At 71.3% G+C, this 15,264-nt stretch carries 13 protein-coding genes; 8 read left to right on the forward strand and 5 right to left on the reverse strand.

Annotation, left to right across the window (positions count from 1 at the left end):
* The first annotated feature begins 15 nt into the window (after positions 1-15).
* Positions 16-1,656, forward strand: a complete 1,641-nt coding sequence (locus tag ADL25_RS09600; protein ID WP_059127229.1) for a succinic semialdehyde dehydrogenase — start codon at positions 16-18, stop codon at positions 1,654-1,656.
* Between the two features lie 29 nt (positions 1,657-1,685).
* Positions 1,686-3,491: a GMC family oxidoreductase gene (locus ADL25_RS09605; protein ID WP_059127230.1), complete on the forward strand. Its 1,806-nt coding sequence runs from the start codon at positions 1,686-1,688 to the stop codon at positions 3,489-3,491.
* Between the two features lie 108 nt (positions 3,492-3,599).
* On the opposite strand, the gene ADL25_RS09610 is transcribed toward ADL25_RS09605, so the two are convergent.
* A complete protein-coding gene (locus ADL25_RS09610; RefSeq protein ID WP_059127231.1) occupies positions 3,600-4,640 on the reverse strand; it encodes an LAETG motif-containing sortase-dependent surface protein in 1,041 nt (346 codons plus the stop codon).
* 744 nt (positions 4,641-5,384) lie between these two features.
* Positions 5,385-5,687 carry a chorismate mutase gene (locus ADL25_RS09615; RefSeq protein ID WP_059127232.1) on the reverse strand — a complete coding sequence of 101 codons (303 nt, stop codon included), beginning with the start codon at positions 5,685-5,687 and terminating at the stop codon, positions 5,385-5,387.
* Between the two features lie 314 nt (positions 5,688-6,001).
* On the opposite strand from ADL25_RS09615, the gene guaA reads away from it, so the two are divergent.
* Positions 6,002-7,591: a glutamine-hydrolyzing GMP synthase gene (guaA, locus tag ADL25_RS09620; protein WP_059127233.1), complete on the forward strand. Its 1,590-nt coding sequence runs from the start codon at positions 6,002-6,004 to the stop codon at positions 7,589-7,591.
* 18 nt (positions 7,592-7,609) lie between these two features.
* Here the strand turns inward: guaA and ADL25_RS09625 are convergent, their stop codons facing one another.
* Positions 7,610-8,104 (reverse strand): pyridoxamine 5'-phosphate oxidase family protein, encoded by a 495-nt coding sequence (locus ADL25_RS09625; RefSeq protein WP_059127234.1) that lies wholly within the window; start codon positions 8,102-8,104, stop codon positions 7,610-7,612.
* A gap of 196 nt (positions 8,105-8,300) precedes the next feature.
* Here ADL25_RS09625 and ADL25_RS09630 point away from each other — a divergent pair, with 196 nt between their 5' ends.
* The 3 genes from ADL25_RS09630 (at position 8,301) to ADL25_RS09640 (ending at position 11,394) form a co-directional block, all read left to right on the forward strand.
* Positions 8,301-9,095, forward strand: a complete 795-nt coding sequence (locus ADL25_RS09630) for a class II aldolase/adducin family protein (protein WP_059127235.1) — start codon at positions 8,301-8,303, stop codon at positions 9,093-9,095.
* 317 nt (positions 9,096-9,412) lie between these two features.
* Positions 9,413-10,702 (forward strand): hypothetical protein, encoded by a 1,290-nt coding sequence (locus tag ADL25_RS09635; RefSeq protein WP_059127236.1) that lies wholly within the window; start codon positions 9,413-9,415, stop codon positions 10,700-10,702.
* 161 nt (positions 10,703-10,863) lie between these two features.
* Positions 10,864-11,394: a DoxX family protein gene (locus ADL25_RS09640; RefSeq protein WP_059127237.1), complete on the forward strand. Its 531-nt coding sequence runs from the start codon at positions 10,864-10,866 to the stop codon at positions 11,392-11,394.
* A gap of 22 nt (positions 11,395-11,416) precedes the next feature.
* Here ADL25_RS09640 and ADL25_RS09645 read toward each other — a convergent pair whose 3' ends face one another.
* Positions 11,417-11,659 carry a hypothetical protein gene (locus ADL25_RS09645; protein WP_059127238.1) on the reverse strand — a complete coding sequence of 81 codons (243 nt, stop codon included), beginning with the start codon at positions 11,657-11,659 and terminating at the stop codon, positions 11,417-11,419.
* Entirely contained in the window at positions 11,646-13,004 is a 1,359-nt protein-coding gene (locus ADL25_RS09650) for a PspC domain-containing protein (protein ID WP_059127239.1), read from the reverse strand. Before ADL25_RS09650 ends, ADL25_RS09645 begins: the two co-directional genes overlap by 14 nt.
* A 201-nt stretch (positions 13,005-13,205) precedes the next feature.
* Between ADL25_RS09650 and ADL25_RS09655 the strand changes: the two genes are divergently transcribed.
* On the forward strand, positions 13,206-14,534 hold the full coding sequence (locus ADL25_RS09655) for an ATP-binding protein (RefSeq protein WP_059127240.1): 1,329 nt from the start codon (positions 13,206-13,208) through the stop codon (positions 14,532-14,534).
* Positions 14,531-15,259, forward strand: coding sequence for a LuxR C-terminal-related transcriptional regulator (locus ADL25_RS09660; RefSeq protein ID WP_059127241.1), 729 nt, complete (start codon positions 14,531-14,533; stop codon positions 15,257-15,259). Before ADL25_RS09655 ends, ADL25_RS09660 begins: the two co-directional genes overlap by 4 nt.
* Positions 15,260-15,264: the final 5 nt, after the last annotated feature.

The raw sequence follows: 15,264 nt of genomic DNA on the forward strand, positions 1-15,264 counted from the left end.
CATACCCTGCGCGTCATGACGGACTCGCAGGCCCCGGAGAAGGCCACCGACAAGACCGGTTCGGGCACGGCCGGCACCAATCCCCTCGCGCCGTCCCCCGCCGGCGCCCGCACCGCCGTCGACGTGGTCACGCCCGAGCTGGTGGCCCAGCTCACCAAGGGAGTGGTCGGCTCCGGCCGCACCGCCAACCACACGCCGTTCACCGGTGAGAAGCTGGCGGACCTGCCCGAGTCCACGCCCGAGGACGTGGCCGAGGCGTTCGCGCAGGCCCGCAAGGCCCAGCCGACGTGGGCGGCGACGCCCGTGCGGCAGCGCGCCGCCGTCCTGCTGCGCTTCCACGACCTGGTGCTGGAGCGCCAGGCCGAGGTCCTGGACCTGATCCAGCTGGAGACCGGCAAGGCGCGCCTGCACGCCCACGAGGAGGTGCAGGCCGTCGCCGTCGCGTCCCGCCACTACGGCCGCAAGGCGCCCTCGTACCTGGGTCCCAAGCGGCACACGGGCGCCGTGCCCACCCTGACCCGCGTCACCGAACTGCGCCATCCGCGGGGCGTCGTCGGCCAGATCGCACCCTGGAACTACCCCCTGGAACTGTCGGTCGGCGACGCGCTCCCGGCCTTCGTCGCGGGCAACGCCGTTGTGATGAAGCCCGACACGGAGACCTGCCTGACCGCGTTGTGGGCACGGGACCTGCTGATCGAGGCGGGGCTGCCCGCCGAGGTGTTCCAGATCGTCATCGGCGACGGCCCGGTCGTCGGCCCGGAGGTCGTCCGGCACGCCGACTACGTCTCCTTCACCGGTTCCACCCGCACCGGCCGTGAGGTCGCCCAGGGCGCCGCCGCCCGTCTCGTCGGAGTCTCGCTCGAACTCGGCGGCAAGAACGCCATGCTGGTCCTCGAGGACGCCGACATCGAGAAGGCTGCCGCAGGCGCCGTGCGCGCCTGCTTCTCCTCGGCCGGCCAACTCTGCATCTCCATCGAGCGGTTGTACGTCCACGAATCGATCGCGGACGCCTTCCTGGAGCGTTTCGCGGCCCGCACCAGGGCGCTGCGGCTCGGCACGTCCCTCGCGTACGGCGCGGACATGGGTTCGCTGGTCGGCGAGCGGCAGTTGCAGACCGTGACCCGGCATGTCGAGGAAGCCCAGGCCAAGGGCGCGAAGGTGCTGGCCGGCGGGGTCGCCCGCCCGGACATCGGTCCCTACTTCTACGAGCCCACCATCCTCGACGGGGTCGAGGCGCCCATGTCGGTCTGCGCGGAGGAGACCTTCGGCCCGGTCGTGTCGATCTACCGTTTCAGGACGGAGGACGAGGCGGTCGAGCGCGCCAACTCCACGGCGTACGGCCTGAACTCCTCCGTGTGGACGAAGGACGGGCGACGCGGCCGCGCGGTCGCCGCCCGGCTGCGCACCGGCACGGTCAACGTCAACGAGGGCTATGCGCCCGCGTACGGCAGCGTCCAGTCACCGATGGGCGGCATGAAGGACTCGGGGCTCGGCCGGCGCCACGGCTCCGAGGGCATTCTCAAGTACACCGAGGCCCAGACCGTGGCCCATCAGCGGCTGCTGCCGATGGCGCCGTCGCTCGGCATGGACGACGAGAAGTACGCGGCGTTCATGAGCCGCAGCCTTCGGGTGATGAAGGCGTTCCGCCTCCGCTAGACAGCACCAACTCTCGACGAGGAGAGCACGTGTCACAGGAGAACTCCGTCCGCGATCAGGGCGACGACGCCTACGACTACGACGTCGTCGTCGTCGGCTCAGGCTTCGGCGGTTCGGTCACCGCGCTGCGTCTGACCGAGAAGGGCTATCGGGTGGGTGTCCTGGAGGCAGGCCGCCGCTTCACGCGTGAGTCGCTGCCGAAGAACTCCTGGGATCTCAGGAACTACCTGTGGGCGCCGGCCCTGGGTATGTACGGCATCCAGCGCATCCACCTGCTGGGCAATGTGATGGTGCTCGCGGGCGCCGGGGTCGGCGGCGGCTCCCTCAACTACGCCAACACCCTCTACGTCCCGCCCAAGGCCTTCTTCGACGACCCGCAGTGGAAGGGGATCACCGACTGGCAGGAGGAGTTGAAGCCGTACTACGACCAGGCGCGGCGCATGCTGGGCGTGCGGCTCAACCCGACCCTCACGCCGTCGGACGTCCATCTCAAGGCGGCCGCCGAGCGGATGGGCGTGGGCGACACCTTCCACATGGCGCCGGTCGGCGTCTTCTTCGGCGACGGCGAGGACGCGGACGGCACGGTCACGGTCACGCCCGGCGAGGAGGTCCCGGACCCGTACTTCGGCGGCGCCGGACCCGCCCGCCGGGCCTGCACCGAATGCGGCGAGTGCATGACGGGCTGCCGCCACGGCGCGAAGAACACCCTGAACGAGAACTACCTCTACCTGGCCGAGAAGGCCGGTGCGGTCGTCCACCCCATGACGACGGTCGTGTCGGTCACGGACGACTCGCAGGGCGGATACGCCGTCGCGACCCTGCCGACGGACGACAAACGCAAGGGCGAGGGGCGGCTGTTCAAGGCGCGGCAGGTCGTCGTCGCGGCGGGTACCTACGGGACGCAGACCTTGCTGCACCGCATGAAGACCAACGGCCAGCTGCCCCGGATCTCGGACCGGCTGGGCGAGCTGACCCGCACCAACTCCGAGGCGCTGGTCGGCGCCCAGACGGACGACCGCCGTTACCGCAAGGCGCACGGCGGGGCCAAGGCCGACTTCACGCAGGGTGTGGCGATCACGTCCTCGATCCACCCGGACGGGGACACGCACATCGAGCCGGTCCGCTACGGCAAGGGGTCGAACGCGATGGGCGGACTGTCGATCCTCCAGGTCCCCTACGCGGACGGCTCCTCGCGCGCCCTGGCCTGGCTCGCCAACGTGGCGCGCCACCCGTGGCTGCTGGTCCGGTCCCTGTCCAACCGCCGCTGGTCGGAGCGGACCATCATCGGCCTGGTGATGCAGTCGCTGGACAACTCCCTGACGACCTATCTGAAGCCGAAGGGTCCCGGCAAGGGACTGCTGACCGCCCGGCAGGGGCACGGCGCCCCGAACCCCAAGCAGATCAGGACCGCCTCGACGGCGGCGTCCGCGATCGCCGAGGAGATCAACGGCTTTCCCGGCAGCAACGTGGGTGAGCTCATGGGCACCCCGCTGACCGCCCACTTCCTCGGCGGCTGCCCGATCGGCGCCTCGCACGAGGAGGGAGTGATCGATCCGTACCACCGGCTGTTCGGCCACCCCGGCATCTCGGTGGTCGACGGGGCCGCGGTGTCCGCGAACCTGGGCGTCAACCCCTCGCTGACGATCACGGCCCAGGCCGAGCGGGCGATGTCGTACTGGCCGAACAAGGGGGAGCTCGACCCGCGTCCGGCACAGGGCGCGGGGTACGAACGCCTCAAGCCGGTGGAACCCCTGCATCCGGCGGTGCCGGTGGAGGCGTTCGGGGCGCTGCGACTGCCGTTCCTCGGAATGCCGGCGGTGCCGCCGAAGAAGTAGCGGAACCGAAGAAGAAGGACCTGAGCCCCCCTCCGAGCCCAGGTCCTTCTTCTTGTGTGCGAGGCGCTCGGGACGCCTGACGCAGTCTGTGCGGCGGTCCTTCAGGCCTTACGCGGCCTGACCACCCGTCTTCCGGCGCCGCACCGCGAACACGGCACCGCCACCGGCGACGACCGCGATACCGCCGACCAGGGCGATCATGGGCAGGGCGGAGCTGGAGCCGGTCTCGGCGAGGCTGCCCGTGGCGTCGACCTCGCTCACCTCGGTGAGGGAGCCGCCGGTCTGCGGCTTGGCTTCGTTCGGGTGACCGGCGTCGGAGCCCGCGGCGAGGATGTCGAAGAAGTAGATCCAGCCCTTCGGGTCATCGGCCATCCAGCAGCCCTCGGCGTCCGAGTACTGGGCGAAGCCGCCGGTCACGCCGATGGCGTCCGGCACCTTGCCGCTGACGCTCAGCCGCAGCTTGAACGAGGTCGACTGACCGGCGCCGAGCGAGAACGCGGGGAACGTGCCACCCTCGCCCGCGGCGTCCGCGACCGTGTGCCACGTGCCGCTCGCCGAGTCGAAGACCTCGACGGCGATCTTGCCGGAGTAGTCCTTCCCGTCCCAGCCTTCCGCGGCGACACCGATGAGCGGCTTGATGTCCTTGATCTCGTTGTCGCCGTGGTTGGAGACGTTGAACGAGAACGCCTTCCAGCCGCTGCCCGCGACGATCGTCTCGGGCAGGCCCGACAGACCGCTGCGCAGATCGGCGCTGAGCTGGGTGGTGTCGTTGCCGTCCTCGTCGGTGCAGAGGTCGGCGGGCTCGGACGGCTCGGTCGAGGGCGTGGCGGAGGCCGGCGGGGTGGAGACGGGTGCCGACTGCGTCGGGGTCGAGCCGGTCGGGTTGTCGGCCGTCTGCGAGGCGGGCGCCGCCGTCCCCGGCGTGGTCGCCGTGTCGGAGGTCGCCGGCGCCGAGGTCGGCGGGGTCGACTCGGGCTCCGTGGTGGGAGGAGTCGATTCGGGCGTCGTCTCCGGGGCGGTCGTGACGACGCTGGTGTTCGTGTCCGTGCTGGGCGCGTCGTCCGCGAACACGGCCGGCGCCGACACGAGCGCGAGTGGTGCTATGGCGGTGGTCGCCGCCGCGGCGACCAGAACGCGACGAAGCTTCATGAAGACCTCGAGAAGTCAGGTGTGCCGTGAGAGACACGGCGCAAACTGGGGGGAGGCCTCCGCGTGTGGGGCGCGGGTCGTGGCCCTTGATTCGGTAGGTGTGACCCGTGGGGCATGTGAACGGTTGCACGGGGTTCACACAGTTTTTATGTGGCCTGGGTCACATCGACGGCGAATGGCCGAAACCCGGTCAGGGTCGAGGCGGACGCGGGGTGCAGACGCCGTCCGGCGGCAGACGAAGGGCCCCGCGGCGAGGGGGTCCCCTGTTCGTCGTCAACGACGCGGGGAGGACCGCGGGGCCCTTCGTTCGTCAGCACCGACGTCAGGGCGGCGTCGGTGCCATGAGCGGCGCCGGGGGGTTGCGCCGCTTGTCTGTGTGCGCCGGTCGGCCGGCGGGCTCGATGCTGGTCGGAACACGGCCTCCGCAACCGCTTCGACCGACCTCGACGGGATTCCGCCGGTCGGCCCCGGGCGTCCCCGGAGCCGACCGTTCTCTGGGTGACCGGGCTGCTGTCCCCTGCCGTCCGGTCACATCCCTGGGGCGAGGTCCCACGACGCACGGCACGATCCGTACGTCTCATCACCCCAGCGGAGCCACGCGTGGTTCTCTCGGGCCCGCCCCTGGCTGACACGGACACCGGGCACAACGAACTTCGTGGGGTGGCGGTCACGCGCCGTACGGGTGAGAGGGCATACGAACGTGAGTGCAGCGGACGTTCGTCGCAGGCGGATCCGCCCGAGCCTTCAGATACGGCCCCGGCACAGCTCCAGAAGGGTCATGGCGAGGGACGTGCCGGGCTTGCCGAGAGCCTCCCGGTAGCGGCCGAGGATCTCCATCTCGCGGGAGAGGTTCACACGCCGGCCGCCCGAGGAGATACGGGCCTCCTGGACGACGGCGGAGACGGCCACGCGCTCCTGGATGAGGCCGATGATGCGGTCGTCGAGCGTGTCGATGCGCTCGCGGGCGCCGTTGATCACGTCGGCGGCCTCGGGGGTGTGGGCGCCGGTCTTCTCGGCGGTCGTCTGCTCGCTGGCGGTAGCGGTCATGGCGGGGGCTCCTCACGGGGGGTCGGGATGAGGTGTCCCGGATCGGCACGGTCCGCAAACGCCAGGCGCCCCGGACCGTAACGGCCCGGGGCGCCTCGGAAGTCGCTTGTCAGTGGCTCAAGCAGCACGACCATGGCAGCCGGCGGGCCGGTTGCCATAGGTAAAGACGAAGATCGTGTGCGCGAGCATGCGCCCAGTATGCCCGGGGCGGCGCCGGGGTCCAAACAGGCTCGTATCGTGAGACGGGGGTCACCCGCGCCCACCCCGTTAGAATCGGTGGCACAGCCCCCTGTCAAGCCGCCGGAAGGCAACACGTGTCATCAGCGACCTCCGCTGCCGCCGCCCCCGACACCGTCCTGGTCGTCGACTTCGGCGCGCAGTACGCCCAGCTCATCGCCCGTCGCGTCCGTGAGGCCCGGGTCTACAGCGAGATCGTCCCGAGCACCATGCCGGTCGAGGAGATGCTCGCGAAGAACCCGGCGGCGATCATCCTCTCCGGCGGTCCCTCGTCCGTCTACGAGGAGGGCGCCCCGACCGTCGACCGCGCTCTCTTCGAGGCGGGTGTCCCCGTCTTCGGCATGTGCTACGGCTTCCAGCTGATGGCCCAGGCCCTCGGCGGCACGGTGGACAACACCGGAGCGCGCGAGTACGGCCGTACGGCTCTGGCCGTGTCGCGTCCCTCCTCGACCCTCTTCGAGGGCACTCCGGCAGAGCAGTCCGTGTGGATGTCCCACGGGGACGCCTGTTCCGCCGCCCCCGAGGGCTTCACGGTCTCGGCGTCCACGGACGTCGTGCCGGTCGCCGCCTTCGAGAACGACGACAAGAAGCTGTACGGCGTCCAGTACCACCCCGAGGTCATGCACTCCACGCACGGCCAGCAGGTGCTGGAGCACTTCCTCTACCGCGGCGCGGGCCTGACCCCCACCTGGACCACGGGCAACGTGATCGAGGAGCAGGTCGAGGCGATCCGCGAGCAGGTCGGCACCAAGCGGGCCATCTGCGGGCTCTCCGGCGGCGTGGACTCCGCCGTCGCCGCCGCCCTGGTGCAGAAGGCCATCGGCTCCCAGCTGACCTGCGTCTACGTCGACCACGGCCTGATGCGCAAGGGTGAGACCGAGCAGGTCGAGAAGGACTTCGTGGCCGCCACCGGCGTCCAGCTGAAGGTCGTCGACGCCGAGGATCGGTTCCTCACCGCGCTCAAGGGCGTCTCCGACCCCGAGGAGAAGCGCAAGATCATCGGCCGGGAGTTCATCCGCGTCTTCGAGCAGGCCCAGGCGGAGATCATCGCCGAGGCCGGCGAGAGCGGGGAGCCGGTCGAGTTCCTCGTCCAGGGCACGCTGTACCCGGACGTGGTCGAGTCCGGCGGCGGCACCGGGACGGCCAACATCAAGTCCCACCACAACGTGGGCGGCCTCCCCGAGGACCTCGAGTTCCAGCTGATCGAGCCGCTGCGCAAGCTGTTCAAGGACGAGGTCCGCATGGTCGGCCAGGAGCTCGGCCTGCCGGAGGAGATCGTCCAGCGCCAGCCCTTCCCGGGCCCCGGCCTCGGGATCCGCATCGTGGGCGAGGTGACCAAGGAGCGTCTCGACCTGCTGCGCGAGGCCGACGCCATCGCGCGCGAGGAGCTGACGGCGGCCGGCCTCGACCGCGAGATCTGGCAGTGCCCGGTGGTTCTGCTCGCCGATGTGCGCAGTGTCGGCGTCCAGGGTGACGGCCGGACCTACGGTCACCCGATCGTGCTACGGCCGGTCTCGTCCGAGGACGCCATGACCGCCGACTGGTCGCGGCTTCCGTACGACGTGCTCGGGAAGATCTCCACCCGGATCACCAACGAGGTCCGCGACGTCAACCGCGTCGTCCTCGACGTGACCTCGAAGCCGCCGGGGACCATCGAGTGGGAGTGACCCGGGAGACCTCCCGGGTCAGGTCCGCCTGAGAGTGCGCACCGGCTCTCCGGGCTTCCAGATCTCGACGACCAGACAGGTGTCGTCCTCGACGTGGGTCCTCACGACCTCCGTCAGTTCGGTGCGGAAGAGGTGGAACGGCTCCGGCGGTTCCGCCTCTTTCACATACCCGGCCTTCGTCCCCGGGTCCGTCACCTCGATCGCCCGGCCGCCGATGCGTACATCGCCGCCGCCCATCCCGGTGCCCGGCCCCGGGTTGGCCTGGAGCGCGAAACGCGGGTCGCGGCGCAGGTCGAGCGCCTTGAGCGAGTCCGGCATCATGCCGAGCCACAGTTCGCCGTCCAGGAAGCGGACCTCGAGACCGGTGGTGCGCGGCGAGCCGTCCTTGCGCAGGGTCGCGAGGACGTGATGGGTGAACGCGCCGAACCGGTCCTCGACGGTCCTGGCGAGGGTCGGCGCAGCGGTGACGAAAACGGACCAGTTCACGGGGGGCGTTGGGCTCTCGGTGCTCATGGGACCGACTCTGCCGCGCATACCCGACAGCTTCTGTCCGGTATGAGGAACGATTCGCCCTCCACCCGGCGCTCGGCGCGGGCCGTGCCCCCACCGCGCGTAACGGTTGCGCACTCTCTTCACCGAACGACTCTGTTCTCCTGCGACGACCGACGGTAACTTCCGCTGCGTACAGGAACCCAGTGCTGGAGGACACATGCACGGGCCCACCCCCCCGCTGCCCCTGCCCACCGACCGGTTGCAGTTCGCCATGCCGCCGATGCACGAGTCGTCGGACGACGAGCGGCAGCACCGCAAGGAGCGGCTGGCCGGAGCGCTGCGGCTCTTCGGGCGACTCGGCTTCGAGGACGGCGTCTCCGGGCACATCACCGCACGGGATCCCGAGTTCACCGACTGCTTCTGGGTGAACCCGTTCGGCATGCCCTTCCGGCACGTCACCGTGAGCGATCTGGTGCTCGCCAACCAGGACGGGCAGGTGATCGAGGGCCGGTACCACGTGAACCAGGCGGCGTTCACGGTGCACGCCCAGGTCCACGCCGCCCGCCCGGACGTCGTCGCGGTCGCGCACTGCCATTCCGTGCACGGACGGGCCCTCGCCGCGCTCGGTGATCTCCTGGACCCCATCACCCAGGAGTCCTGTGCCTTCTACGAGGACCACGCGGTGTACGACGCCTACACGGGCGTCGCCGTGGACGCCGAGGAGGGCCGCCGGATCGCGACCGCCCTGGACACCCGCAAGGCGCTCGTCCTGCGCAACCACGGGCTGCTGACCGTGGGGGACTCGGTGGACGCGGCCGCCTGGTGGTTCATGTCGATGGAGCGCTCGTGCCAGGTACAGCTGACCGCGAAGGCGGCCGGACGGCCCGTGCTGATCGAGCACCGGCAGGCGGTGGCGACCCGGGAGCAGCTCGGCGGTGATCTGGTGGCCTGGATCAACTACCAGCCGCTGTGGCAGGACATCAGCCGGAGCGAACCGGATCTGCTCAGCTGACGGCCGCGCCGGCCGGAACCCGCCCGGCCCGTGCGGGTTCCGGAGCCGCGCCGGCGCTCGCGTCCCGGCGCGATCCGCACCGGGTGGACGCCGGCGACCGGCCCCCGTCGTGCCGGACGGTCGGGGTCCTGCGGAATACTCGCAGCCGGGTCGACGGCGTTTTCGACCCCGGTCAACCCGGAAATTCGTTCTTTCACCCGGGCTGACCGGACCTGGCGGACGCGGGGCGTGTTCCGTACGGCACAATTCGCTGTCGTCGCACGTCAGTTGTCACGGGTGCGACTTGGTGATCCGGCGCGGGGAAGGCGGCAGCGGGCGTGGCGGTGCAGGAGGCTAGGCAGGGCGCGGGACGCGGCAGCGGCCGGGACGCCCACGAGGGTGGCTGCACCTGCGGGGACTGCCCGCACGGCGTGCGCGAGGGGCACCGGCGCGCGGTCGCCGAGTTCCTGGCGAAGCGCGAGGAGTTCGCGTCCGGGCGAGGACTGCCCTCGGCCGTCGCGCACTCCGCGTCCGCCTCCCGCCAGTGGGTGTCCGACGAACTGACCCAGTCCGCGGACCTCGTCGCCGAACGCAGCCGGGCCGACGGTGAGGCCTGGCTGGGCCGGTTGTGGCGGCGTACGGCGACCTGGGTGTGGGCCGTGACGGGCTTCCTGCTGCTGGCCCAGGCACTGACGGCGATCGGCGCGGGGTGGACCGCAGCGCGGACGGCGGGGCTGATCGCGGCCTTGCTGGTGGGTGCCGCGCTGACCGCCGCCGGGTATCTGCACCAGGCGCGCGGCGGCGCGCTCGCCCCCGTCGTCGGAGAGGACAACCGGCTGTCGACCTCCCGCGCGGTGGCGGCGAGTTGGGTGCTGTTCGTGGTGTACGCGGTGCTGATGCTGGCCGGCGAGCTGGCGATGGCCTCCGCGCACGACAGGCGGGACGCGCTGATCGCCGGTCTCGACCTCGCGCGCGGAGCGGGTGCGGTGACCGTGGTCGCGGTCGTGTGCGGCATCGCGGTCCTGGCGCGTCGGGTGGTCGGGCTGCGGGTCCTCGGCCAGCGCCTGCAGAAGGTGCGTGCCGACCGGCCGAGGGCGGCCGACCTGCTGACGGACGATTCGGGGCGCGGCAGCTTCGCGGACACGCAGTACGTCGTGATCAACGCGGTCGCCCTGGTCTTCGCTGCGGTGCGGCTGGCCCGACGCCCCGACCAGCTCCCCGACCTGCCCTGGGGCCTCGCCCTGCTGGTCCTGGTCTCGGCGGCCACCTACTTCGCCGGGAAGTTCGCGGAGGGCGGCCGTCCGGTGGTTCTCTCCGTGGTCCGGGCGCGGGAGGCGGGCGATCTGGACGCCCCGATCCGCACCGGAGACGACATCGAGATCCGCGGTGCCGGTTTCGTGCCGCCCGGCGCCCAGTCGGCGGATCGTCTGTCCCGGATGGTGGTCCGTATAGGAGCGGTCCACGTCCACGTCCCGCTGGTCCCGGTCGTCGGCGGCTTCAGCAATCCGACGGACTCGCTCCTCACGGTCCCCGTACCCGCGGACGTCGAGCCGGGAAGGGTGGAGGTACAGGTGGTGACCGCCGCGGGAGTGGAGACCAACCGGGTGGCCGTCGATGTGACGGAATGACCCCGCCCGCCGCCGGGAGACCCGCGCCCCGGGCATCGGGGCTTCGACGCGTACCCGTCAACGGGGCGAAAAAGACGCGTAGCGGTTGAGCGGGAGCCGACTTTCGTACGTATGGTCTGTTGAGGGGTCAACGGCATGGCGGGCGAGAGGCGGCGCACAGGATGGCTCACGGTATTCGTACGGACTCCCACACCTCTTATCTCAACGACAGCCGTGACTGGCGGGACACCGCCACGCGGTACGCACTGCTCCCCTTGCGCATCTTCCTCGGGATCACCTTCATCTACGCGGGTGTCGACAAGCTCACCAACAGCGCCTTCATGCACGCCTCCGGCTCCGGTTCGATAGGTGACCTGATGCGCAGCGTGCGTGACTCGTCGGCGATCCCGGCCCTGGTCGACATGGCGCTGAAGAACCCCGTGGGCTTCGGCTACGCCATCGCCTTCGGTGAACTCGCCGTCGGCATCGGCATGCTCATCGGTCTGCTGAGCCGGCTCGCCGCCTTCGGCGGTGCGCTCATCTCGCTGAGCCTCTGGCTGACCGTGAGCTGGGCGTCCACTCCGTACTACTACGGCAACGACCTGGCCTACCTGATGGCCTGGCTCCCGCTGGTCCTCGCCGGCGCCCCGGTGCTCTCCCTGGACGCCGCCATCCGCGCCCGGCGCCGGCGGCGCTCGGGCGAGTACCGCTAGGGCCTCGACGAACGCTCCCGGTCTACGGCGCCGCGGCGCCGCCACGTCCGGTGAGCGGTTTTGTGCGGCCCGAGCGTCCCCTGCGGATCGCCCGGGCCGCGAGGCCTGTCACGGCCGCGAGGCAGAGGCCGCCGCAGACCATCGGGATGATCGCGAACCACGGCGTTGCCCAGGCCCCGTTCGCGGCGCCCAGGTAGACGACACCCGCGGCGGTCAGGACGGCGCCGGCGATCAGTCGGCCGGGCTGGAACTCATGACGCAGCACGGGTCACCTCCACCTGTCCCACGCCGACCTCGAGTCCGAGGTTCAGCGTGCCCCTGCTCCTCGTGCCCGGCGCGGGGGAGAGCGTCAGCTGTTCATGCCGGTCGGGCTGCACATCCACGTCCTTCTGGGAGTCACCGGGCAACTGGACGTCTCCGAGACCGGCGTCGATCCTCAGCTCGACCGTGACGTCCTTCGGGACCACCACCTCGAGCCGGCCCGCTCCCACCTCGGCATGGGTCGTCACCGTCCGGCCCGGGGCGAGGTCCAGACGGCTGAGGTCCAAGGTGCCGACACCGGTGCCCAGATCGTAGGTCTCCCGGACGGCCGCCGCCGAGGTCGGTGCCCAGGTCGTGCGGGTCCAGTGCGTGGTGATGTCCTTCGGCAGGGCCACCGAGGCGGCGAGCAGCCCCGCCGTGAGGACGGCGAGGAAGAGGGAACCGGCCCCCGTACGGCCCAGGAACGAGCTGAGCGCGATGCCCGCCCCCAGTGTCAGGAGCGCACTGGCCAGGCCCGTCTGCAGACTGGTGCCGAGCGTCCGGTCGTCCCAGCTCAGGCCGGTGCCGAGAGCGCCCGCGAGCAGGGCGAACAAGAACGTCCAGCCGCCGATCCAGCGCGGCCCCCGTGATCTGGGCGGAGCCATGGCCCGTGCCCGCTGCCCGTACGACGGGCGGTCGGCGCCGACGGCCGCGGCCGCGTGGACCGGAGTGTCGCTGGGTCCCCACAGATAGCCGGTACCGCCCACATGGGTGCCGTCCTTGACGATGGGATCGCGCCACCAGGAGGGACGGGCGTCGGGCACGGGGGGCGCCGTCGCCTCCGGCGGCGCGTCGGCCACCGCCTGCGCGGCGAGCGGGTCGGGATCGGGGGCGCCGCGCTGTCGCGACCAGAACCCCGCGCCGGCCAGGAGCAGCGACAGGATGGCGGCGAACGTCAGTACCCCGCCGTTCCTGAGCATCGACAGGAAAACCCCGCAGCCCACCAGGGCGAAGAGGATCGCGGCCAGGCCCTGTCCGTCGACGCGGCCGGTCAGCAGCTTGCGGATCTCGTTCTCCTCCTCGTCGTCGTAGGGGACGAGGAGCCATACGAAGCCGTAGAAGATCAGACCGAGGCCCCCGGTCGCGGAGAGCACCGCGAGCACGATCCGGAAGATCACCGGGTCCATGTCGCACTGCCGGCCGAGACCTGCGCAGACGCCTCCGAGCATCTTGTGCCGCCGGTCACGCCGGAAGCGCCCGACGTCCCGGACGGGGTCCGGGCCCTCGGGCGCGCGCGGTTCCTCTTCCGCGGCGGGGCCGTGCTCCGTGCCCGGCCTCCGTCCCGCTGCCGCGTGGTGCTGATCCGTCATACGTCCATGGTCTCCGGCGCGGCGGCCCGGCGGCAGTCCGTACGACCCTGGCCGAACCCTGAAATCTGCCCGACAGCCGTCGGGGGAGGCGACCCCCGGATCGGCGGACGGGACGTCCGTGGGGGGGCGCCGCCGGATCACCGGGGCGTGCCCGGCGCCCGGGGAAGGTGAAGTTCAGGGGTGTCTAAGGGGCCGACCCTGATGTACCGATGGGCCGGTCGTGTGACCATCGATGGCATGCCGGACGCCGCAGCAGTGCTCCCCGACGACCCGCGGCCGCCGCGCAAGCTCTACCGCAGCAGCGACGGACGCTGGCTCGGGGGCGTGGCGCGGGGGCTCGCCGGGCACTTGGGGCTGCCCGTGATCTGGGTGCGTCTGGTGTTCGTCGGCCTGATGACGGCGGACGGACTCGGCGCGTTGTTGTACGCCGCGTTCTGGTTCTTCGTCCCGCTCGGTGTCGGCGGCGTCGACGACCGGCGCTCCCCGTCCCTGGTCGGCACCGAGACCTCGCCCGACGGCCGGCGCAGACTGGTCGCCCGCAAGCCCGACCGGGGCCAGATCGTCGCCCTGCTGCTCATGGTCGTCGTGGCGCTGACCTTCGTCGGCAGCGTGAACCTCGGCGGCGGGGCCAAGGCCTACCTCATCCCGGCCGTCCTAGTCGCCGCGGGTGTCGCCCTGGTCTGGCGCCAGGCGGACAACGCGCGGCGGGCGCGCTGGATGGAGGTCGGCAGCCGCCGGCGCACACTTACGCTGCTGCGCGCCGCGGCCGGGGTCCTGCTGGTGACCGCGGGCGTCTCCGGCATCTTCGTGCTCCAGGGCTCGGCGGCCCACCTCGGTTCGGTCCTCCAGGCGGCGCTCGCGGTCCTCGTCGGCGTCACGCTGCTCGCGGGCCCCTATCTCGTCCGGATCACCCAGGACCTGTCCGAGGAGCGACTGATGCGCATCCGCGCCCAGGAGCGCGCGGAGGTCGCCGCCCATGTCCACGACTCGGTCCTGCACACGCTGACCCTGATCCAGCGCAACGCGGAGAACGCCGGCGAGGTACGCCGCCTCGCCCGCGCCCAGGAGCGCGACCTGCGCGCCTGGCTCTACAAGCCGGAGGGCACCGGCAAGGACGAGGACGAGGAGCCCGACACCCTCGCGGAGGCGGTCCGGCGCAACGCGGCGGAGGTGGAGGACAAGCACGGCGTACCCATCGAGGTCGTCGTCGTCGGCGACTGCCCCCTCGACGATCGGATCGCGGCGCAGATGCAGGCCGCGCGCGAAGCGATGGTGAACGCCGCCAAGTACGGTGGCGAGGGCGGTGCCGTCCAGGTCTACGCCGAGGTCGAGGAGAGGACCGTCTTCGTGTCCGTGCGCGACCGCGGTCCCGGTTTCGACCTCGACACGATTCCCACCGACCGCATGGGTGTCAGAGAATCGATCATCGGCCGCATGGAGCGCAACGGCGGGACGGCACGACTGCGCTCCGTGCCGGGCGGCGGTACGGAGGTCGAGCTGGAGATGGAGAGGGCGGAGAGGACGTCATGAGCGACGCGAACGAGCCGGCCGGCCCGGTGGAGCCGGAGCGCACGAGCGGGGGCGGCGCCGAGGAGCGGCGTGTGCGGGTCGTGCTCGTCGACGACCACCGGATGTTCCGCACGGGTGTCCAGGCCGAGATCGGGCAGACCGAGCGGACCGGGGTCGAGGTCGTCGGCGAGGCCGCGGACGTCGACCAGGCGGTGAGTGTCATCACCGCCACCCGGCCCGAGGTGGTGCTCCTCGACGTCCATCTGCCCGGCGGCGGTGGCGTCGAGGTGCTGCGCCGGTGTGCACCGCTGATGGCCGACGCGGAGCGGCCGGTCCGCTTTCTCGCGCTGTCCGTCTCGGACGCGGCGGAGGACGTGATCGGTGTCATCCGTGGCGGCGCCCGCGGATACGTCACCAAGACGATCACCGGCTCCGATCTGGTCGACTCCGTCTTCCGTGTGCAGGAAGGCGACGCGGTGTTCTCGCCGCGCCTGGCCGGCTTCGTCCTCGACGCCTTCGCCTCGACGGACGCCCCGCCCGTCGACGAGGACCTCGACCGGCTCACCCAGCGCGAGCGCGAGGTGCTGCGCCTCATCGCCCGCGGCTACGCGTACAAGGAGATCGCCAAGCAGCTGTTCATCTCGGTGAAGACGGTCGAGTCCCATGTCTCGGCGGTCCTGCGTAAGCTCCAGCTGTCCAACCGGCACGAGCTGACGCGCTGGGCGACGGCACGCCGGCTGGTCTGACGGGC

It is taken from the genome of Streptomyces sp. NRRL F-5122 (assembly GCF_001507435.1).
Lineage (GTDB): Bacteria > Actinomycetota > Actinomycetes > Streptomycetales > Streptomycetaceae > Streptomyces > Streptomyces lannensis.

Bases quoted from the DNA above. Each gene is read 5' to 3' on its own strand.
- ADL25_RS09655 (WP_059127240.1), top strand. From the start codon at position 13,206: ATGTACCGATGGGCCGGTCGTGTGACCATCGATGGCATGCCGGACGCC.
- ADL25_RS09630 (WP_059127235.1), top strand. From the start codon at position 8,301: ATGCACGGGCCCACCCCCCCGCTGCCCCTGCCCACCGACCGGTTGCAG.
- ADL25_RS09640 (WP_059127237.1), top strand. From the start codon at position 10,864: ATGGCTCACGGTATTCGTACGGACTCCCACACCTCTTATCTCAACGAC.
- ADL25_RS09600 (WP_059127229.1), top strand. From the start codon at position 16: ATGACGGACTCGCAGGCCCCGGAGAAGGCCACCGACAAGACCGGTTCG.
- ADL25_RS09615 (WP_059127232.1), bottom strand. From the start codon at position 5,687: ATGACCGCTACCGCCAGCGAGCAGACGACCGCCGAGAAGACCGGCGCC.
- ADL25_RS09660 (WP_059127241.1), top strand. From the start codon at position 14,531: ATGAGCGACGCGAACGAGCCGGCCGGCCCGGTGGAGCCGGAGCGCACG.
- ADL25_RS09650 (WP_059127239.1), bottom strand. From the start codon at position 13,004: ATGACGGATCAGCACCACGCGGCAGCGGGACGGAGGCCGGGCACGGAG.
- ADL25_RS09625 (WP_059127234.1), bottom strand. From the start codon at position 8,104: ATGAGCACCGAGAGCCCAACGCCCCCCGTGAACTGGTCCGTTTTCGTC.
- ADL25_RS09610 (WP_059127231.1), bottom strand. From the start codon at position 4,640: ATGAAGCTTCGTCGCGTTCTGGTCGCCGCGGCGGCGACCACCGCCATA.